15 protein-coding genes are annotated in these 19,935 nt (G+C 48.9%); 6 read left to right on the top strand and 9 right to left on the bottom strand.

Going from position 1 to position 19,935, the window contains the following annotated elements; all coding sequences use genetic code 11:
- The first annotated feature begins 90 nt into the window (after positions 1–90).
- The 3 genes from AB9P05_RS21095 (at position 91) to AB9P05_RS21085 (ending at position 3,069) form a co-directional block, all read left to right on the top strand.
- On the top strand, positions 91–579 hold the full coding sequence (locus AB9P05_RS21095) for a histidine phosphatase family protein (RefSeq protein WP_371910820.1): 489 nt from the start codon (positions 91–93) through the stop codon (positions 577–579).
- Between the two features lie 105 nt (positions 580–684).
- On the top strand, positions 685–1,986 hold the full coding sequence (gene speE, locus AB9P05_RS21090) for a polyamine aminopropyltransferase (protein ID WP_371910819.1): 1,302 nt from the start codon (positions 685–687) through the stop codon (positions 1,984–1,986).
- A gap of 21 nt (positions 1,987–2,007) precedes the next feature.
- The gene (locus tag AB9P05_RS21085) at positions 2,008–3,069 is read left to right on the top strand and encodes an agmatinase family protein (protein ID WP_371910818.1); all 1,062 of its coding nucleotides are present in this window, start codon (positions 2,008–2,010) and stop codon (positions 3,067–3,069) included.
- Positions 3,070–3,832: 763 nt separating this feature from the next.
- Here the strand turns inward: AB9P05_RS21085 and AB9P05_RS21080 are convergent.
- On the bottom strand, positions 3,833–4,678 hold the full coding sequence (locus tag AB9P05_RS21080; protein ID WP_371910817.1) for a DUF3667 domain-containing protein: 846 nt from the start codon (positions 4,676–4,678) through the stop codon (positions 3,833–3,835).
- A 95-nt stretch (positions 4,679–4,773) separates the two neighbouring features.
- Positions 4,774–4,950, bottom strand: a complete 177-nt coding sequence (locus AB9P05_RS21075; RefSeq protein WP_371910816.1) for a Lacal_2735 family protein — start codon at positions 4,948–4,950, stop codon at positions 4,774–4,776.
- A gap of 167 nt (positions 4,951–5,117) precedes the next feature.
- On the opposite strand from AB9P05_RS21075, the gene AB9P05_RS21070 reads away from it, so the two are divergent.
- Positions 5,118–8,333, top strand: coding sequence for a two-component regulator propeller domain-containing protein (locus AB9P05_RS21070; RefSeq protein WP_371910815.1), 3,216 nt, complete (start codon positions 5,118–5,120; stop codon positions 8,331–8,333).
- Here the strand turns inward: AB9P05_RS21070 and AB9P05_RS21065 are convergent.
- From AB9P05_RS21065 to AB9P05_RS21035, 7 genes are all read right to left on the bottom strand, one after another.
- Positions 8,330–8,950 carry a hypothetical protein gene (locus AB9P05_RS21065; RefSeq protein WP_371910814.1) on the bottom strand — a complete coding sequence of 207 codons (621 nt, stop codon included), beginning with the start codon at positions 8,948–8,950 and terminating at the stop codon, positions 8,330–8,332. The two genes, AB9P05_RS21070 and AB9P05_RS21065, sit on opposite strands and share 4 nt — an antisense overlap.
- Complete coding sequence (locus AB9P05_RS21060; protein WP_371910813.1) at positions 8,950–9,177, bottom strand: hypothetical protein; 228 nt, start codon at positions 9,175–9,177, stop codon at positions 8,950–8,952. Before AB9P05_RS21060 ends, AB9P05_RS21065 begins: the two co-directional genes overlap by 1 nt.
- 77 nt (positions 9,178–9,254) lie before the next feature.
- Positions 9,255–10,262: a 3-oxoacyl-ACP synthase III family protein gene (locus tag AB9P05_RS21055; RefSeq protein WP_371910812.1), complete on the bottom strand. Its 1,008-nt coding sequence runs from the start codon at positions 10,260–10,262 to the stop codon at positions 9,255–9,257.
- Between the two features lie 87 nt (positions 10,263–10,349).
- Positions 10,350–11,030 carry a hypothetical protein gene (locus AB9P05_RS21050; RefSeq protein WP_371910811.1) on the bottom strand — a complete coding sequence of 227 codons (681 nt, stop codon included), beginning with the start codon at positions 11,028–11,030 and terminating at the stop codon, positions 10,350–10,352.
- Complete coding sequence (locus AB9P05_RS21045; RefSeq protein ID WP_371910810.1) at positions 11,031–11,402, bottom strand: kelch repeat-containing protein; 372 nt, start codon at positions 11,400–11,402, stop codon at positions 11,031–11,033. It lies immediately after the preceding gene.
- 138 nt (positions 11,403–11,540) lie between these two features.
- Entirely contained in the window at positions 11,541–12,053 is a 513-nt protein-coding gene (locus tag AB9P05_RS21040; protein ID WP_371910809.1) for a hypothetical protein, read from the bottom strand.
- Positions 12,054–12,367: 314 nt separating this feature from the next.
- Complete coding sequence (locus AB9P05_RS21035) at positions 12,368–15,619, bottom strand: Ig-like domain-containing protein (protein ID WP_371910808.1); 3,252 nt, start codon at positions 15,617–15,619, stop codon at positions 12,368–12,370.
- A gap of 218 nt (positions 15,620–15,837) precedes the next feature.
- Between AB9P05_RS21035 and AB9P05_RS21030 the strand changes: the two genes are divergently transcribed.
- Together AB9P05_RS21030 and AB9P05_RS21025 are read left to right on the top strand one after the other, a co-directional pair.
- Positions 15,838–16,755 carry a DoxX-like family protein gene (locus tag AB9P05_RS21030; protein WP_371910807.1) on the top strand — a complete coding sequence of 306 codons (918 nt, stop codon included), beginning with the start codon at positions 15,838–15,840 and terminating at the stop codon, positions 16,753–16,755.
- Between the two features lie 365 nt (positions 16,756–17,120).
- Positions 17,121–19,814, top strand: a complete 2,694-nt coding sequence (locus AB9P05_RS21025; protein ID WP_371910806.1) for a glycogen debranching protein — start codon at positions 17,121–17,123, stop codon at positions 19,812–19,814.
- Positions 19,815–19,935: the final 121 nt, after the last annotated feature.

Genomic DNA, 19,935 nt, shown 5'->3' with positions numbered 1-19,935 from the left:
ATATAAAAAACAAACGTCGGGAATTAATAGGTATGAATGCCTACCTTTACCACTTGCTATTTCGACCCGTTTAACTCATGAAAAAGCAAAATGGTTAAGCACCTGTTACTCATACGACATGCGGAGGCAGAACTCCCCTCTACTGACCGCAAAGACCACGAACGTCCTCTTTCACAAAAGGGGCTTACGGATGCCTCTCGCCTTGGTAAAAAGCTGGATACGGCAGATATGCGACCTGACATTATATTATGTAGTACGGCACGCCGTGCACAAGAAACAGCCTCACGGCTGGCTGAACAGGTTTTTTTCGATATACAGCATATAAATTTTATGGATGAACTGTATGAGGCCTCTGTCCGGACTTACCTGAAAGTGATAAATGAGGCAGATGATAAGCATAGCAGCCTCTGTATCATAGGTCATAATCCGACCCTGTCTTACTTTGCCGAGTATCTCATTGGGGATGAGGTAGGAAATATATCTCCCGGTGGCATGGTGCACATAAATTTTGAGACCGGGACCTGGGCCGCAGTGTCCGGCAATACCGGCCACCTTGTGTCTGTGAGCCATCCTGAATAGGGGTGAGGCAAACAAACACCCTGTTGACAAGTATATAATCAGGGTGTGATAAAATATTCTTTACTTTGCGCCCCTTATTTTAACGTTTAATTTTTTTCTATTCGAATGGGAGCATTAGGCCGTCATATAATTGTAGAATTTTACGATTGTAGTCCCGAATCGCTTAACGATGTCGTTCATATCGAACAAAGCATGTGCGGAGCCGCCGAAACAGCCGGAGCCACAATCATTAACTCAACATTTCATCATTTCAGTCCTTACGGCGTATCTGGTGTAGTGGTAATCCAGGAAAGTCACCTGGCCATCCACACCTGGCCGGAATATGGCTATGCCTCCGTAGACCTGTTTACCTGCGGTGACTCGGTAGACCCGTGGGTGTCTCAGGCTGAACTGAAGAAAGCTTTTCAATCGGCCCACGCCTCAGCCATAGAGATGCGCAGAGGGGAAATGAGCCTGCTTAAGAAACGCGACTTTAACGTAGCCCAATTGCGGGACCAGGCCAGCGCTGAAGATGGTACGCCACTCCGCAGCCGCGACATCTGGTTTACGGAGCGTAATGACAATATTGCCTTGAGCCTTAAGCACAGCGGGGAGAAGCTGTACGAAGCGCAAACGGATTTCCAGAAAGTAGAGGTGTACAAAACCCTTGCCTACGGTAACATGCTGACGCTGGACGGGATGGTTATGTGTACGGAAGAGGATGAGTATGTATACCATGAGATGATTACTCATACACCTATGCTGGTGCATGGCAAGGCTAAGCGTGCCCTCATCATTGGCGGGGGTGACGGCGGCACGGCCCGTGAGTTGCTAAAGCACGAAAACCTGGATGAAGTAGTGATGGTGGAGATAGATGATAAAGTTGTGGAAGCCAGTAAGTTACATCTACCCGCAATAAGTAAGTCTTTAGATGATTCCAGGCTCACGCTTAAGATCGACGATGGCATAAAATATGTGAATGAGTGCGCTGACGAAGCGTTTGATCTGGTAATTGTAGACTCTACCGACCCCGTCGGGCCAAGCGAAGGGCTCTTTACCAAAGAGTTTTACCAGCAGGTTCATCGGATACTCACCAGCGATGGCATCATGATCACCCAGAGTGAGAGCCCCCGCTTTAATAATAAGGTGTTTAAAGAGATTTACCAGGTGTACCGCGAGATCTTCGGTATGGATCATGTACACTGCTACCTGGCTCATATACCTACCTATCCTACGGGTATGTGGAGCTTCAGTTTCTCATCAAAGGGTCAGTTGCATCCGCTAAAAAATTATGATGAAGCCAGGGCAGAAGCGTTCTGCGGTAAACACGACCTGCAGTATTATAACCCCGCCTTGCATCGCTCATCTTTTGCATTACCTAATTTTGTGCAACGGATGATCGGTAAAGGGGCAGAAGGCAATAACTGATCTAATTTCGACGATTTTATTATGAGCGATAAGCTGCTAAAAAAGAAGATCGAATCATTTGACCCCAACGGCGTAGGCGCCCTGGGGTCTCTTTTTGGCCTTCCGTTTGAACCGGAGGAGGCCACCATGGTTATCTTACCCATGCCATGGGAGGTAACGGTTTCCTACTCTGCCGGCACGGCCGACGGACCCATTGGTGTATTAAATGCCTCTCCCCAACTGGACCTATACCAGCCGGATATAAAGGATGCCTGGAAGATGGGCCTGTGCATGGCAGATATGCCCATGGACTGGCATAAATCCAGTGAAGTGCTCAGGAAAAAGTCTGAAGCCTACATCCATGCCCTGGAAACGCGGCAGGTGCGGGAAGGTGGAGAAGACCTGAAAGCGATAAACCTGGAATGTGAAAACATGGTACGCTGGGTGCGCGAGCATTCCGAGGCGCTGCTGGAAGAAGGAAAGATAGTAGGCCTGCTGGGTGGGGACCACAGCACGCCCCTGGGGCTATTGCAGGCACTGGCTGCGAGGCATGAAAGCTTTGGGATACTGCAGATAGATGCCCACGCTGACCTTCGGGATGCTTACGAAGGCTTTACTTACTCTCATGCCAGTATTATGTTCAATGCGCTGAAGCTGGATCAGATCTCGCACTTGGTGCAGGTGGGGATCCGCGACATATGTGATGCTGAGGTGAATATGATAGATGAGTCGGCAGGCCGTATCAGAACATTTTATGACTGGGACCTGAAAGAGGAGCAGTTTGGGGGAAAGAACTGGGCAGCCCAGTGTGATGAGATCGTGAAGACGCTGCCGGATAAGGTGTATGTGAGTTTTGACATAGACGGGCTGGACCCTAAGCTTTGCCCCAATACCGGCACACCAGTGCCCGGTGGCTTCAGCTACGATGAAGCCATGCACCTGATTAAAAAGGTGGTACAAAGCGGCCGTACCGTCATAGGCTTTGACCTGTGTGAGGTATCTCCCGGAGAAGAAAATGAATGGGACGCAAACGTGGGAGCCAGGGTGCTGTACCGTCTGGCTAATCTGACGGGAGTAAGTCAGAACTTATTAGCATTTAAATAAGAAAAGAGGGCTAGAGGCCCTCTTTTATATTATTTCCGATACAGCAATAAACTGTCGTTTATTCAGAGTACGCTGGTGTTTCTGCAGAGACTTTAAAGTTCAACATCCCTGCATCAGTGGATTGCAGACCAATAAGCCCATAGACTGTTTCGCCGGGGGCTATTCCTGATTTACCAGGTTGTTTTCCATTAAATCTCTCTTAAAGTTTTTATTCGCAGCACTTGCCCCCATAATGTTTCCGACAGTAATACCAGGCCCCAATACATATCCTATCGGGGTTACTTCATTGCCGGTTTCGAGGGTCAGGAATGTGAGAGGCAAGTACAACAAGTAGATTAGCTCTCCCTGTTTTAGCTGATTGTAAACAAGTTCAGTATTCAGGGGTATCACTTCCCGGTTTCCACTAAATACGTTTATTTCTTTACCAAAAGTGAGAGGCTTGTCGGTAGTATTAACGATTTTAACGGCTACCAGGCTAACCCCTTTCTTGTTAGATTTTTTAGCATACTTCTTATTCCCCCCGCGGGCAGATAAAGCATTTTGCCGAATGCCGGTCAGAATGCCTCCGGAGGTTTCAGAATCATAACGCAGGCTGGAAGGAGCAATTTGGGTATAGGCACTGGCGCACCCGGACAGGATAGTACCTGCTTATAAAAGAACAATGAGCTGTTTCATGTTTTTAGGTTGGGTTAATAATAGCTAATGTAAAGTTACAATTTATTTTTCGACAGACCAGTAAACCTTAAACTGGAATAGTGGGCTTTCAGATCAGCGTCATAATTAATGCCCCGACCATCAGTATAATAAGAAATATCATGTAGCAAACACTGCTAAGGCTGATCACGGCCATTATCCGCAAAATGCCTTTCACTCCTCTGCCAGCCATGTACACCCTGTTATAAAAATAAACCTGGTACACAGCCCCCAGGATAACGTAGATTCCCATAATAAGAGGAGAGAGGAAGGCTAGTAGGAAGAAGGGCAGACTAATAACGTTCTGAATGCTGATCAAATAGGCATTGGATACCAGGTGCTCTGTGAAATACCATTTATCTTTTCTAAAAAACAAATGGCAAAAAAGCGCACAGAAAGGGACATAAATGATAAGAAACAAGTTGAAATTCTGGGAGTAATAAGAGGTGAGAACCCCTACCTGCCGGACTGCGTTCTCTTTGGCTTTTTCCTTTGCTACCTGTTTACTATCCTCTTCATTCAAGGCGCCGCTTTCGGCGTCAGGGGGTAAGACCTCTTCCTGCTGGCGCATGCTTTCGCCGGTTTCAAACCCTTCGTTAAACCCCTGTAAGAATATATCTCCATGGTCACTAAAGCTAAAGACGATAATAGCAGCAATGGAAGAGGAGAGGATTAGGAAGCCAAGCGGCTTGGTATACCGGCTGCGTTGGTCAGTAAATAAGAACTCCCTCAGGACCCTGGCGGGGTCTACAAAGAGCATCTTTATGGTAAAAAGCAGGCCTTTTTCAAGGTAAAACGCGCCGAGTATGGAATCAGTGAGGTACTTACGGTCTATACGGCGCACACCTTCTTCCACCTGGGGGGCATTTTGTGATGCTACTTTAGTGGTGGGATCAGCTTCAGCAGGAGTATTCATTTTTCAACCAGATAAGTTCTGGTTGTAAATAAAATGAATTTCAGGAAAATATGAAGATAGGAATGAGGGTAAGATGCGTGTGGTAGTATGATAGGTTATTTCGCCTGACGAAGTGCTTCCAGTCTTTTGGCAACTTCCTCAGCTTCGGCACTTTTGATAGCAAATGCCTTCATGTCCCCGCCCCGTTGTATGTCGCGGGCTTCCTGTAGCAGTTTCCTGTATTGTTCTTCCAGTTTCTGCTCTTCGGTTTTCTTTTTGAATAGTCCAAACATCTTATCCTTAATTAATTCTTAAAAAGAAGTACTATAAGGGGCTTATTGTTTAATAATGTTGATTCTTACTGGGTGCTAGTGCCTTATCCTGGTATGTGTTTAAACATGCATTCTTTCGGGGGAAAGATTTTTTCACTAACATTATTTTTCATAATTCAGAATACTCTATGCTTCAAGGAAGGGCTGGCTCATATCTGCTTATAGTTCTTCTGGCTATGTTGATCACCTTTGATCACTCTGCCTCTGCTCAGGAGAAGAAGTCTGTATCTAAACGCAAACTTCTGACTCAGTACCTTCAGGATCAGTGGACCATGAGGGAGGGGCTTCCTAACAACTCTGTTCTGGATATCCAGCAGGATTCGCAAGGATATCTATGGCTTGCTACATTCAATGGCATCGTTCGTTTTGATGGCATCAGATTCACCGTCTTTAATCAGGGCACCACGGAGGGTATGACTGCGAGTGGCGTGCTGTGCCTGAACCTGGATCAGGATGGAAATCTGCTGGCAGGCACGAATGGAGGCGGGCTTTTGCGTCAAAGCGGCGAAAGATTTAAGGTAGTGCCGGGTACTGAGCGACAAACGATCACCTCTATTTTCTTTACCGAGGGTGGTGAACTATGGCTTGGCACACGTAACGGATTGTTGGTCTGGCACAAAGACCGCTTTATATCTCCAGACAACGACCGGATGCCGCCGGACCTGGTAGGTGCAAATGTCTATGCCCTTGGACAAACTAACCAGGGCGTATTACTGGCCGGGTGTGCTAACGTAGGCCTGTTTGAGCGGTCCGAAAAAGGGTGGCAGCCCTGGACAGGCTCCAATAACCTGCCCAGCAGGTCCGTAAGAGCTCTTCTTAATGCCCGAAATGGTACCCTGTATGTAGGTACCGACAGGGGCCTGCTGGAAGTGGCGGGTGACTCAATATCCGTATGTGATGTTAATTCAGGCCTGCCTCATAGCTATGTCAATGACCTGATGGAGGATAATGAAGGGCAAATATGGGTAGCTACAGATCGGGGTGTGGTAAGATTAGGGCCTGATGGCTTGCCGGAACCCTCACCTACAGGCGAACCCTTTCTTTCACATACGTCTCAAAAGCTGCTGCAGGATAGGGAAGGTAACTTTTGGATAGGTACTTACAGGCAGGGGATCACACGCCTGAAAGATGGTAAATTCATTAATTATACGGCCGATGAAGGCTTGCCGGCAGCTACTGTAAATACCACCTATGCCGAAGCCGACAGGGTATGGGTAGGCACTAATGAGGGACTGGTGGAGATTTCACCGGAAACCAACAGCCCGGTTACCCATACATTGCCGGGAGGGCCTGCCGTGAACCGCATACGTAGCATTGGCCGCGACCATGCCGGCCGTTTACTCCTGGTGACCAATGGGGGGCTGGTTCATTTCGAAAATGGTAACGTACTTCAGCATTTCGATAATACAACCGGGCTACCTACTAACCGGCTGCGGGATATGGCGGTGGACAGTGCCGGCCACATCTGGTTAGGAACCAGCGATGGATGGGGCAGGTGGAATGGCAAGGGCCTTGTGCTTCCGGCAAGTGATTCCTTTATTAATCCGTTTGTGCTGTTTGTGAATGCAGGCAAAGATGGCAGAATAATGGCCGGAACTAATGGAAGAGGCCTGCAGGTGGTTTCTGGTGATAGCCTCATCACCATAGATGAGGCCTTACCCAGTAAGGTGGTATTTGAGGCTTATGAGGATGAAGAAGGTCTCTGGTGGATTGGTACCAATTCAGGCCTGGCCCTGATGAATGGGTGGGATATTTACTCCTTTGACATAGCCAGGGATATAGGGAGCGGGTCCATATTTGACATACTTCCCGATAAGCAGGGGAACCTGTGGATTATGACAGACCGGGGGGTACTCCGTACCAATCGAAAAGAGCTGCTGGAGATTGCCTCGGGACGTAAAAAGAACATTGAAAACTTCAGGCTGTTCGGCCGGGCAGAAGGCCTCGCTGCCTATGAAACCACCGGGGCCGGGCACGGCTGTGTGGATCCGCAGGGCCGCCTGTGGGTGCCTACCCCTGAAGGAGTGACAATGATAGACCCTGAAAACCTGGACTTCAGGCAATATGTACCCCCGGTGATCATTGAGAAGGTATTGGCAGACGGGCAGGAATACAGCGGCGACACTGTATCTACCATGCCGGGTGTACAGCGGTTTGAAATACAGTATACAGGACTCGGCTTATATGCACCCCGTCAACTCACCTTCATGTATAAGCTCGAGGGCTTTGATAATGAGTGGGTAAATGCCGGTAACCGCCGCACAGCCTACTACACGAATTTAAGCCCGGGGGCCTATGAGTTTAAGGTAAAGGTGATTAACCAGGACGGTTTTGAAAGCGAGGCAGCTACCTCGCTGGCGCTGATTCATAATGCTCACTTCTTTCAGAAACGCTGGTTTTACTGGTTGATCGGTGCCATACTACTTACCCTGCTGGCTGCAGGAGTGATGCTGCAGACCCGCTCATATAAGGTCCGTAACCTGAAATTGGAAAAGACGGTGATGGAGCGTACGCAGACCTTACAAAAGCAACATAGTGAAATTAGTCGCCAGTCTACCGAGCTTAAGACCTACTATGATACCATGCAGCAGAGCATAAGTTATGCTGCCAGGCTACAAAAAGCTGTTATGCCTGACCGGGAACTGCCCGATGTATTGGTGGCCGATCATTTTATATTATTCAGACCAAAGGAAAAAGTAAGCGGTGACTTTTACTGGTACGCTCCGTATGGTGAAGGCCTGCTTGTAGCGGCAGTGGATTGCACTGGTCATGGGGTGCCGGGAGCGCTCATGGCAACGCTTGCCTACACCCTCCTGTCTGAGTTAGCAGTCAAAGAGTCCTCAAAAAGCCCCGGCGAGCTACTTACTGAGCTGGACCGCCGGCTCAGGACGATACTGCATAGCCGCAAAGGAGGGTCGGAGGACGGTATGGATATTGCTATGCTGGAAATCACTCAGGACCGGCTCAGGTTTGCGGGGGCGAAGCGGCCCTTATTGCTTATCCGTAATAATGACCTTGAGGTACATAAAGGTGACAGACCCTCTATAGGCTCTGTGCTGGACCCTAACTTACCAGAGTTTACTACCCATACCATTTCTCCGGAGGGGGTAAGCTGGGCTTACATGTTCTCTGATGGGTATACGGATCAATTTCGTGAAGGGGGTAAAAAGTTTATGGTAGGACGCTTTCGCGAAACGCTGGGAGGTCTGCATATGATGAGCGGAGAGGAGCAGCGTGACCGCCTTGAGGCTACCTTGCTGGAATGGATGGGGGATGAGGAGCAGGTAGACGACATCCTCGTATTTGGCCTTAAACTGAACAGGGATATTAGTAAGGCTACCTAGAAAATATATCCTGCCATTTCCTTCCAGGCCTCCGATGCTCTTACCGGTGTTTCCAGCCATTTATCCAGAGACCATTTGGTGGCTATTTTTATAAAGGCACTGGTGTGTAATCGGTGCTTTTCAGCCTCCCCTAACCGGGTTGCCGGCAGGTAATTATCCGGCTGAAAATGATATTCCCACGGAGAGTCTCCCACACTGATGTAGTAAGAATCTAAATACCCCCTGGCAATAGCTTCCAGGACCTTTGAGCGATAAGGCCTGAGGTAGCTGCCTTGTAAATGTAAGGTGGCGCTGATTTCATTTCCCCACCAGATCATGGTACGGAAAGTGAAAACATCCCTGGCCGTAAAGGCCTTGGGGCAATCAAGCACCAGGTAAGGAAGCCCACCGTAATTTTCGCCTCTGGATATTTTGCTGTTTTGCCATGAAATCCCCTCCGGCAATGAACCGGCATGGGGTTCCAATTCCTGTATTAAGCTATCGCGGGTGTGAGATAGTAACTGTTGAGCCTTGTCGGTGACACGGTGTTTGGTAAGTAAAAACTGCTTATCCATAAGGATATCCAGTTCATACTTATCCAACGTTGGTCCGGGCTTATGTCCGGAATGTTCCGGCATTAAATAACAGGGTCTGGCTTTTGGTAAACGCGCAGTACCAGCTCATGCTTGTCACCGTCCTGATCTTTTAATTGGAAGGTTACGGTAGGGTTATCAATGCTAACATCTTTTTGCACGTTTGTGATCTTGAATACACTTAACTTTTCCTGTAGCTGAGGGGCCAGTTCTGCCAGTGCTTCGGCTACTTCTACCTCTAATCGGCTGGGGTTATATGTTTCAGTCTTCATTGTATACCAAATTATAGGGGTATTGACCCTAAGTTAATATTTCACTGAATATGTTAAGTCTTAGGGAATAAATATGTTTAAAACCTTATCAATGAAGATGCCCAGGTGAATCCACTTCCGAATGCTGCCACACACAGCAGCGTACCTTCCCTGATCCTGCCTTCAGCCCAGGCCTCACTCATGGCGATAGGAATAGAAGCTGCTGTGGTATTACCATAACGCATGATATTGTTATATACCTTGTCGTCAGGCATTTCTAGTTGCTGCTGCAGGTAGCGGCTAATTCTCAGGTTAGCCTGGTGGGGGATAAGAAGGTCTATCTCATCTTTAGTAAGGCCATTGTGATCCAGTGCCTCGTGGATTACTTCCTGAAAACGCTGAATGGCATGTTTAAACACCGTATTTCCATTCATATGCGCTCTGATAGAAGCGCTTTCGATCGTCTCCTGTGACAGGCGCTCCTCAGGTCTGCGGCTACTGCCGGGGTCCTTTATGTAAAGCTCTTCCGCAAAACGTCCGTCTGCATGAAGGTGGGTGGAAAGTACACCTGGTGTACTATTGCCCTCTGCTGCCTGGAGCACTACCGCACCGGCTCCATCACCAAAAATAACCGACACGCCACGGCCACGGGTATTCATTTCCATTGCGGAAGACTGAATCTCGGCACCTACCACCAGAATGGTCTTATACATACCCGTCTTAATGAACTGGTCAGCTACCGAAAGGCCGTAGATAAACCCTGAACAGGCATTACGGAGGTCCAGCGCACCTATGCCTTCCAGGCCCAGCTCACGCTGGAGAAGCACACCCGAGCCGGGGAAGAAGTAATCAGGGGTAATGGTGGCAAATACGATAAAGTCGACATCAGATGTTTGCAGGCCCGCACGATCCAACGCCATACGACAGGCTTTGGCCGACATATTGGCTACTGTGTCTGTTTCCGGATTAAAAAAACGCCTCTCGTGTATACCAGTCCGCTCCACGATCCACTCATTGCTGGTATCCATGACCTTTTCCAGGTCGGCATTAGTCACTACTTTTTCGGGCACATAATGACCTATGCCTGTTATTTTGGCCTTGTTCATGCTGTTCATTTTTGGGGCCGCCAAATTAAGAATAAATCAGTACAAAATACGGTTATCATAAAGAAACTCTGAAGTGTATGGCCTGTTTTAATAAGTTAGTATTTGTAAACTGTCTGTCACTACCTGATCGGCCAGCATGCCGCCGGCAATGTATATTTCGCCGGTAGAAAAAGTAGCTGTGCCGCGTAAGTCCATCACTTTCAAAAGGAAACCGGTGCTTACACTCAGACTTCCATCCACAGGATTATATACAAGCGCTTCGGCACGCGGATTTACCGGCTTGCCCCGGTAGCTGATGCCGTCATAATTATATGAATCAACAGACCCTCCAAGCCATACAACCTTTCCATCCCTTTCAAAAGCTGCACTCCTATAAATACCGGCTTTGGGGTCTATATCCTGTGTCCAGTCAATCAGGGTCGGGTCCTCCGGGTGAATATAGCCTTTGGTGAAGTAAGGCTGTACAGGAAAATCGCCATCTGTCCGGTTACCGGCGCCTCCCGCCATGTAGAGCGTATCACCTACTATGATCCCCGATGCCCCGAACACGTAGCTTCCCGGGCTTTCAGGCAAAGCGCTGCCCTGCTGCCACGTATCATTCGCAGGGTCATATATCTGCACAGTGTTCACATTTGCCGTGTCGTGCCAGCCGCTGACCAGATATAAAAGGCTGTCACGATACACAGCCTGCACATGATCATCGATAGCTACCGGCATGGGGTTTGCGTCCGGCAGGTAGGTTTCCGCCCCAGGTTCATAAATATGCACCTAATTGCTCGATCGCTCATGTCCGTCTGCAAATACATGATAGCCCCCGGCTATGTAGAGTTTGTCCCCGATCTGTGAGGCTGCGGCTGCTATTTTCCCCAGGGTATCAGGCAGCGGAGGCAGTTCGGCCCAGCGCCCATCCTCTAAGTCATATCTGAAAGACCGGCGGGTAATTCCTTTATAGTCTTTTTCCTTCCCTAAGCCTCCGAATACGTACACCTGCTGCATGCCCTCCGATTCAAAAGCAGTAACAGCCCCATTAGTCGTTGCCACGGGTAGGGGAGAGGGGGGTGTTTTTACCTCTTGCTCTTCGGTATTCTCCGCACAGGCTATTAACAGAAACAGCACAAGCAGGAAGGGTAATGCTTTCATATACATCAAAATATCATCAAACATAGGCTAAAATCCATTACACAGAAACAGGAGGGAACTTTATGTATGAAGGTATCCTCTGAAAAATAGAGTATGCTGTAACTGAAGATTATCCTACACTCCATGAGTAGTACCAGGCTACTGCAGGGAGGCTTCCAGTCCGGCTATGCGCAGGCGCAGTTTGTATTGCTCAGCCAGGCTATTAGCTTTCAGGCTCTTTCTTGCATTTACTTCACTAATATCCAGCAAAGCCAGTGTTTCCTTCATGTCCATATCCATAACCTTTTGCCGCAGGTGTGGTAATATAGCCAGGGTAGCGGTAGCTCTGTGGCCGGTGGCTTCCATGGCTTCTAGCTTTTGCCGTAGCATAGCTATAGTGGCTTGGGTTTGAACTCTGTATGCTTGTTCCTCTTTGGCCCTTATGGCTTCTTCTGCTGCCACAATAGTCTGGTAGGTATCGGTCTGTTCAATACCCTCCCTAAGCTGGTCTGTTTCAGTATACAGTGTAAGGGCCTGTATGTGCGCACTGGTTGGGATCTGTCGCCTGCCTTTTTCGGCCATAGCCAGGTGGGGGCGCTGTACCTGAAGGTAAGCGGCCATGTCATCCTGTGTGCAGAACAACCATTTACGTAGTGTTTGAAGCCATTTCATTTTAACCGGGGCAATACGTTGTAAACTATTAGACTGATATAATCCTGTGACAAATTCTCTGATGGAAAAATTTTGTCACAAAACTGTTACATTTTTTCTGTTACAAAAATAATGTAACAAGAAAGTTGTAACGAACTTTAGCCCGTTGGTAGTCTTGCCCATTAGCCTTTCCGGATTCCTGAAGGATTATTGCTATAATGGTATTACACAACATCCTAAGGCTGCCACACGATAATAAAGCCACCATTCATAGCCGGGCATAAAAAAAAAGCCCGCAGCTATTCGGCAGACGGGCTTTTCATCCTAAAGCTAACTTACTTCCTTATAAACGTACCACTTATTACCTCACCAGACCTTCCTTTGAGCTGCACTATATAACGCCCCGCCTTTAAGTGGTCAGTTGTCAGTACCAGGTGCTGCCCGTCTATCACAGAATAGAGCGAGCGTATGATGGTTCTGCCACTCAGGTCGGTTACGGTGACTACTCCCTCGTCTGCCGCTCCGCTGGCACCCAGTTCGATAGTAAGCGACCGGGAAAACGGATTAGGGTATGCCTGTAGCGAGGTGCTGCTGAGTGTGAGCTCCGCTATGCTATTAGGGAAATAAGGTTCATCCATCATGGTCGTTTGTGATAGATTAGCCGTGCTGTACTCCACAGTCAGTTTTGCCGCATGCTCCGGTGAGCCGTCGTATGCAAAGGCCATATGCCCGCCACTGCCTGAAAGGATAAAGGTCATGCTACCCAGAGAATTGTAATCCGGGCGATTCACGATTTCCTGTACGATGAGGCTGAGGTCAGGCGTTTTTTGCTCTGACCATACCCCTGTCCAGTCCTGGGTTTGCCAGGTTACTGTGGCAGAGGTAGGGGGTAGTTGGCTTATGCTGTATTTATCTCTGCCAAAAAGAGCTGAGTTACCATTGGCCTCACCCTGTATGACCAGGCTGGCGGGGCCGAAAGTCTCCCCATCGGCAGTGAAGGTTATGTAGGCATTTTTAATGTATGCTCCGGCAGGGATATTCATGTCACGGAACCTAAGCCCCACATACCGGTTGCTACGGCCTCTGCCATCAGTCATTAGCTCCAGGTCACTGTTATTAGTGCGGACATCCCCTTTGTCGTTTTCTTCTGCATCATCGTCACTCATGCCTATTCGTGAACTGATCAGGTACTCGGTGGTGACTGGCTTACCGGCTACGGACACCTGAACCTGAACAGACTCTGCTGTGGCCCCTTCGTTGTCAGTGGCTACGGCTCTTAGTACATAGTTCCCCGTCATGGCAGGGCTCCATGAAAGTGAGTACGGCGCGGATGTAGCGCTGCCAATTATTTCATTGCCGGCATAGAAGTCCACTCTTACGACAGAGCCATCTGCGTCACTGGCATCGGCAGATAGAGTAAATGACTCGCCTAGGTAGACCTGACTGCCGTCTGCAGGCGAACTCAGGCTCACCTCGGGGCCGGCATTCGGCTCGCTTGTGCTACCTATACTATACTCTACTACAAGCAGAGGAGCACAGGAGGCAGAGCCATCGTAAGACTCTGCTATGCGTGTACCCGTACCATTAATGAAGAAGGCCATAGCACTTCCACCGCTCCAGCCGCTCCGGTTTACGATCTCCTGCACAATCGGGCTCAGGTCCGGGCTGCGCTGCGCGTCGGATGATTCATTGGATACACTCCACCCGGCGGGCTGCCAGGGCAGGGCTGTCTGCGTTCTCACCCTTGAGGATACGCTGAAGTTTAAGGACGTAAAGGGCTCTGAGTGGTCTGTTGCCTCCCCCTGTATAGTGAGATCACAACTTTGGCTGTTAAACTCGTCGGTAGTAAACTGCAGATAGGCATTAAGCACTGTAGCCCCGGCAGGAACAGGCACACTGGTAAACCGGAGGCCTACTGTTTGATTTTCGGCCGATTCAAAGCTGTCAAATACCAGCTCCAGGTCCGAGCTGTTGGTGTAAACAGTACCATTTTCAGCTTCTTCCACATCATCTGCTCCCGAACTGATTCGTACACTTATCTGCTCGATCACATCACCCACCGTAATACGGGCCGAATGACTCAGGCTGCTCAGGCCATCATTATCAGTAGCCCGTGCGCTTAAGGTATAGGTGCCACTGGTAGAAAACGTGTAAGGTAGCGAATAGGGGGCCGTGTTGTCGGTACCGATCAGGGTGCCATCTGCAAAAAACTCAACCTCCGTTATATACCCGTCTCCATCGGTGGCATCAGCCGTAAGTGTTACCTGGCTGTCAATACTAAAGGTAGCATCATTTGCCGGGCTGGTCAATGTCACAGAAGGAGCCTCAAGGCTGCTATTCCTGATCGTCACTACCTCCCCGTTAGAGGGACTCCAGATATCCAGATTAGCAGGAGGGAGGAAAATATTGGCGTCACTTACCTGACCTACCTGGTCCGCATTATCCACCTTTATCGTCCTTACCTCCATTTGGTTTTGGTCTACAAAGATCCATTTGAACTGATTAAAGCTACCGCTGTTACGCGTCCAGGTTTTTGCATCGTCATTATTTCTTAAGGGCGCACCCCAGCAGCCTTCTCCTGCGTAAACTGTCCCGTTCTGGTCATCACGAATAAATCCTTCGTCACTTCCTGCTTCGGTAGACGGGCGTACCGGCCAGGTGGTCTTCACGGTGTGAGCATCACATTCGATCACCAGCTTCACCTTATTCTCATGAAAGAGGTTAGCCCAGTTGCTATATTGACCGTTACCTTCTGCTTTGCCAGACACGTGAGGCCTCATAGGCTTATGATACTGGGCCATTTTCCAGACCGTGCCAGGGTTAGCGGCCAGGTCGCCGGCAAGCCAGGTAGACTGGTCACCTGCGGTACTTATCTCTGTATTAAGTGTATAGGCCCGGACTAGCCCATTGCCAAAGGTAAGCGCATAGTATACACTGCTGTTCGGCACATCAAACAGGTTCACCAGGTCACTGTTAGATCCCTCATGGTTACCTCTGGCGGCCATCACAGGGATCATGCGGCCGTCTGCACCGATAGTGTGCTGCCAGTCGTCAAACCATCCCTGCCACTGGCTGTCAAAGCCGCTGTCTGTCATGTCTCCACCGAAGAACACGGCGTGGGGCCTGAGCTTGGCTACCAGCTTATTGGCATTGATGCGAGGGGTGCGGTTATTACGGCTATCTCCTCCTGCAATGAAGGACAACCGCTCCTCCTGCGTGCCAGGGGCTGTTTTAAACCATAGCCTGCGACTGGTGCCCTCGCTGTCATGAATAACAAAGTAGTAAGCTGTGTTAGGTTCCAGGCCGGTGAGGCGGGCAAAGTGGTTATTCATGCCCTTATAGGCTACCGACCGGTCCGGGGTTTTTGAATAGGGGTAAGCGGAATAATTGGGGCCTTCATCAGCTTTACCGAAGTATACTACCGGACTGGTACCGCTGGCCTGATTCCAGCCGATCACCATGGAGGTAGCCGGATCGTCATGCCACATGACACGGTACTTATCTGTGGCAGCGGTTGCCTGCCTGGCAGGGAAGCTTAGAAAGCTTAAAATAAAGATAAAACAGAGGAGTCTCGGATTTCTATACATTTGTGTTCTTAACGCCGAATAACTGCAGCGAAACTACAGTGAAAAGAAGAGGGAAGTTTAGCGCATAGAATTACCGGCTCGTTATGTTTCGGGCGAATTAATACCAGTAGTGAAAAAAGTTACCTGCCATAAGATATTGTTACACCTGAGCAGGGCATGCCTGTGATGCATGCATGAATTTCCTCTCTTGATAAAATACATCTATATAAAAAACCACTATGCTCACCTCCGGATCAATAGCAACTATTGAAAATACCATACAGAAAAGTGGCATCCTGCTACGTATTTGCGCCTTTAGTGTGTTTATCGGCAGAGCCTGGCAGCACCTTTTCTGGGATGCACCCTACCGGGCCATAGCCTGGAACGAGGGGCTATTGAAAGGGCTGGTGGAAAGCCTGACTAACATGACCTGGCAGGAGTATGTCACCTCTCCCCATACGGATGCCGCCATCACACTGGCCATCCGGGGCACGGGTGTGTTTTATCTCATTGCGGCGCTTTTTTGTCTTTTTGCCAAAGGGAAGAACAGGATCGCCGGCATCCTCTGGATTATTGGCTCCGGGTTGCTCGCTATTCTGGCCTTTCTGTACATGAAGGAGAAATTTTTCCAGGTAGGTCAGTTTTTCGAGTATGCCTTACAGGTGGGCAGTCCCATGCTCCTTTACTATTGGGTGTATGGCGGCACGGATAGCCAGAAAGCGGATCTAAGCTCCTCGTTTTGGAAAAAACTTATACTGTCTGCAAAAATACTTATTGCCCTCACCTTTATTTGTCATGGCCTGTACGCCATGGGCTACTACCCGCGGCCGGGCTTTTTTGTTGATATGACTATCAATGTATTTGGGGTATCAGAAGCTGTAGCACATCGTCTTCTGTGGTGGGCCGGCCTCCTAGATATGATCATCAGTGCAGGTATTTTTGTACCACGGGTGGCAAGGGTTTGCCTGCTATATGCGGTGGTGTGGGGCTTGCTTACGGCATTTGCCCGGGTGGTGGCAAACTTCTACGCGGATTTTCCCTGGCAGAGCCTTCATCAATATACCTTCGAGACCGTTTACCGCCTGCCGCACGGGCTAATTCCTCTCTTTGTTTTCCTGATTATCCAAAACAGAAAGCGCTATAAGGTCATGGTTTAGTACCATTGTTTTACTTGAGATCCTTTTCTTTTCTTACATTTACATACAGCAAGTAAATATTTGAAATTCAATGTATTAACATATTCTTTTCAGGCCGGCTGGATTGATTTATAATTACATTTTATCTTAAAAAGATCTTATACCTACCGGAGCTGCTCTTCTGGCGGTGCTGGTAGTTTCAGCGAAATGTAGCCTGCCTTATGGTAGTGCAGATATCAGTCTACAATCAAATATGAAATGTGGTCAGTCGGCACTAGCTGCTAGACGCGGGCATGTAAAGTATTGAGCAGAGGCTTTTAATTCTTCCTCTAAATCTATTTATCTTTCGCATTTACCGGAATGTGAATTAAGCCGTCTTTGCATAGATGAACCGCTACGCCCTTATTTTTTTAGTTAATACGTTCTTTTTTTCAGCATGTCAGGTCATTTCTCTTGAAAAACCGGAAGATGTGATTTACAAAGGTCAGGATTATACTGTTTACAAGGACCGCGTAACGCAGGGGCGCTTTGTGGCCGAGGCAGTCAGCCCCACGCGTATTACCTCCAACTACAAAAGCCCTGCTAACCAGCGCTACCCAAGGAACATCGAGTTTAAATTCAGCCTTAACGGCAAAGACAACGAGCTGCCGGCGGGAGTTAATCATCACCTCGTACTCAGGCCTGAAAACGGCAGGGTAGTGGCTCCGGTCATTACTTTCGGGCAAGCAGATGCAGAAACTCCGGCCTCTGCTCCAAAGGATTTTTTGGAGCCAAATACCGAACTGCTGATCCGGGTGGATATGCGCCACGTACTAAAGTCCTTTGAAGAAAAGGGATATTATGAAAGTTATGATGGCAGCCGCCTCGCCGCCTCTGATTTCCGGGGTGTATGGGTGGCAGGCAATGCAGCCCCCCTTACCTGGGACTTTGAAAATCTGCCTTCCCGGTCACAGTTTCAGTTAAAGGACCCCGACGAAGATGGCATTTACGAGACCTCCATTATTCTGAATGCATATGACCCGGATAATTTCAATGAGAAGGAATGGGTCCTTGGACAGGATATTTCCGGTTTGCCAGCCTACACTTCAGATCAGCTATTGGTCGATGCCCTTTACAATATGTCCCTGGAAGAGATGCTGTTAAATATCCGGCAGGACAGTGCCTTTATGGCAGGCGAGAAGTGGGAGGGGGTCTGGACACGAGACATAAGCTACAGCATATTGCTCTCCCTGGCCATGGTGGCCCCTGACATCGCTAAAAAGAGCCTGATGCATAAGGTGCGAAATGGCCGGATTGTGCAGGATACAGGTACCGGAGGCTCATGGCCCGTATCTACCGACCGCACTACCTGGGCCCTGGCTGCTTACGAGGTATACCTCTTTACAGGCGACAGGGAGTGGCTGGCAAAAGCATTTGAGATCATAAGTGCCTCCGTGGCAGATGATCAAAAGGTCATATTTGACAAGCGCTACGGCCTGGCTCGGGGTGAATCCAGCTTTCTGGACTGGAGGAAACAAAGCTATCCCCGCTGGATGGGGCCGGTAGATATCTACGAAAGCCTTAACCTGGGTACTAATGCGGTCCATTTCCGCACTTACCAGATACTCGCCCTGATGGCTGAGGACCTGGGCATGGAAGCAACTGCTTATATAGAACAGAGTGAACGCATTAAGGATGGTATTAACGCCTATATGTGGATGGAGGAAAAGGGCTATTACGGACAGTACCTCTATGGCAAACACTTTCTGTCCCTATCCCCCCGGAGCGAGTCACTAGGTGAGGCACTAACGGTGCTATTTGGTATTGCGGAGAATGACCGGGCTACGTCAGTAGTAGAAAATACGCCTGTGCTCAACTATGGGGTGCCGAGCATTTACCCTCAGATTCCCGGTATACCTCCTTACCATAATGATGCCATCTGGCCCTTCGTACAGGCATACTACACGTGGGCTGCTGCGCGTACGAATAATACGGAAGGAGTGAACCTGGGAATGAATAGTCTATACAGGCACGCCGCTTTTTTCCTTACTAATAAAGAAAACCTGGTAGCCCACAGCGCAGACTACCGGGGCACAGAGCTAAACTCTGACCGGCAGCTATGGAGTGTGGCGGGCAACCTGGCCATGGTGTACCGTATCCTGTTTGGCATGGAAATGCGCCCGGAGGGTATTTACCTCTCACCCATTGTACCCATGGAGTACGGGGGTAAGCGAACCCTTAGTAATTTCACTTACCGCAATGCCCGCCTCACCATAGAAATGGAAGGCTTCGGTAATGAAATTGCCTCTTTTGCTATAGACGGCGTCGTATCCAAAGAGCCGCTTATACCTGCCGGCCTTAGCGGTACCCACACTATCACGATAAGACTGGCCGACCGGCGACTGCCGGACGCGCGTATTAACTTGCTCAACAATCATTTTAGTCCGGACGTACCTGACATAGAGGTGCGGCCTGCCCGGATGACATGGAAAGGTAAATCCGAAAAATATATCATTATCAGAAACGGCAGCAGGGTAGAGGAGGTAAAGGGGAATGATAGCTGGAAGCTGGATAGCGCAGGTGCTTATCGTGAACTGTCCGTGGTAGCGCTGGATAAGGCAGGTGTACAAGGGTTTCAGGCAGAGCCTCTGGCTATCTATAGTGACCATAAGGTAATGATCATAGAGGCCGAGTCGCAGGGTATAACCACTTCGACTGATCTGAGTGGGTATACAGGTAAATCATACAGAGAAATAAGCAAAGAGAAGAACCGCTCCCTGGATTATACCATCCAGGTACCCCGCACCGGTAATTACCTGCTGGACATAAGGTATAGTAACGGTAGCGGCCCCGTAAATACTGATAATAAATGTGCCATAAGGTCCCTGTATGTAGATGGAGCCTACCAGGACGCATTGATCTTTCCACAACTGGGGTATGAGGAGTGGTCTACATGGGGGTATAGCAACAAGGTGGCTGTCAACCTAAGCGAAGGAACCCATATGCTTATGCTCCGCTTCGACCCCCATAATGAAAACATGAACGGGGAGGTAAACCGGGCCATGATTGACCATATCAGACTAATCCCGCTGGAGTACTAAACAATATGAAACTCCATGAGTTAGGAGTCTATTCAGAGTTTACATGTGGTCATCCAGTGCTATGAAAAGAAACACAATAAACGCCTCTCACGGTAAAAATACCCCCATTAAAAAGTCCCGG

The sequence above is a fragment of the Roseivirga sp. BDSF3-8 genome, assembly GCF_041449215.1.
In the GTDB taxonomy this organism is placed as follows: Bacteria; Bacteroidota; Bacteroidia; order Cytophagales; family Cyclobacteriaceae; genus JBGNFV01.
This window is presented reverse-complemented; position numbering and strand designations above follow the sequence as displayed.

Bases quoted from the DNA above. Each gene is read 5' to 3' on its own strand.
- AB9P05_RS21095 (WP_371910820.1), top strand. From the start codon at position 91: ATGGTTAAGCACCTGTTACTCATACGACATGCGGAGGCAGAACTCCCC.
- speE (WP_371910819.1), top strand. From the start codon at position 685: ATGGGAGCATTAGGCCGTCATATAATTGTAGAATTTTACGATTGTAGT.
- AB9P05_RS21085 (WP_371910818.1), top strand. From the start codon at position 2,008: ATGAGCGATAAGCTGCTAAAAAAGAAGATCGAATCATTTGACCCCAAC.
- AB9P05_RS21080 (WP_371910817.1), bottom strand. From the start codon at position 4,678: ATGAATACTCCTGCTGAAGCTGATCCCACCACTAAAGTAGCATCACAA.
- AB9P05_RS21075 (WP_371910816.1), bottom strand. From the start codon at position 4,950: ATGTTTGGACTATTCAAAAAGAAAACCGAAGAGCAGAAACTGGAAGAA.
- AB9P05_RS21070 (WP_371910815.1), top strand. From the start codon at position 5,118: ATGCTTCAAGGAAGGGCTGGCTCATATCTGCTTATAGTTCTTCTGGCT.
- AB9P05_RS21065 (WP_371910814.1), bottom strand. From the start codon at position 8,950: ATGCCGGAACATTCCGGACATAAGCCCGGACCAACGTTGGATAAGTAT.
- AB9P05_RS21060 (WP_371910813.1), bottom strand. From the start codon at position 9,177: ATGAAGACTGAAACATATAACCCCAGCCGATTAGAGGTAGAAGTAGCC.
- AB9P05_RS21055 (WP_371910812.1), bottom strand. From the start codon at position 10,262: ATGAACAAGGCCAAAATAACAGGCATAGGTCATTATGTGCCCGAAAAA.
- AB9P05_RS21045 (WP_371910810.1), bottom strand. From the start codon at position 11,402: ATGAAAGCATTACCCTTCCTGCTTGTGCTGTTTCTGTTAATAGCCTGT.
- AB9P05_RS21040 (WP_371910809.1), bottom strand. From the start codon at position 12,053: ATGAAATGGCTTCAAACACTACGTAAATGGTTGTTCTGCACACAGGAT.
- AB9P05_RS21035 (WP_371910808.1), bottom strand. From the start codon at position 15,619: ATGTATAGAAATCCGAGACTCCTCTGTTTTATCTTTATTTTAAGCTTT.
- AB9P05_RS21030 (WP_371910807.1), top strand. From the start codon at position 15,838: ATGCTCACCTCCGGATCAATAGCAACTATTGAAAATACCATACAGAAA.
- AB9P05_RS21025 (WP_371910806.1), top strand. From the start codon at position 17,121: ATGAACCGCTACGCCCTTATTTTTTTAGTTAATACGTTCTTTTTTTCA.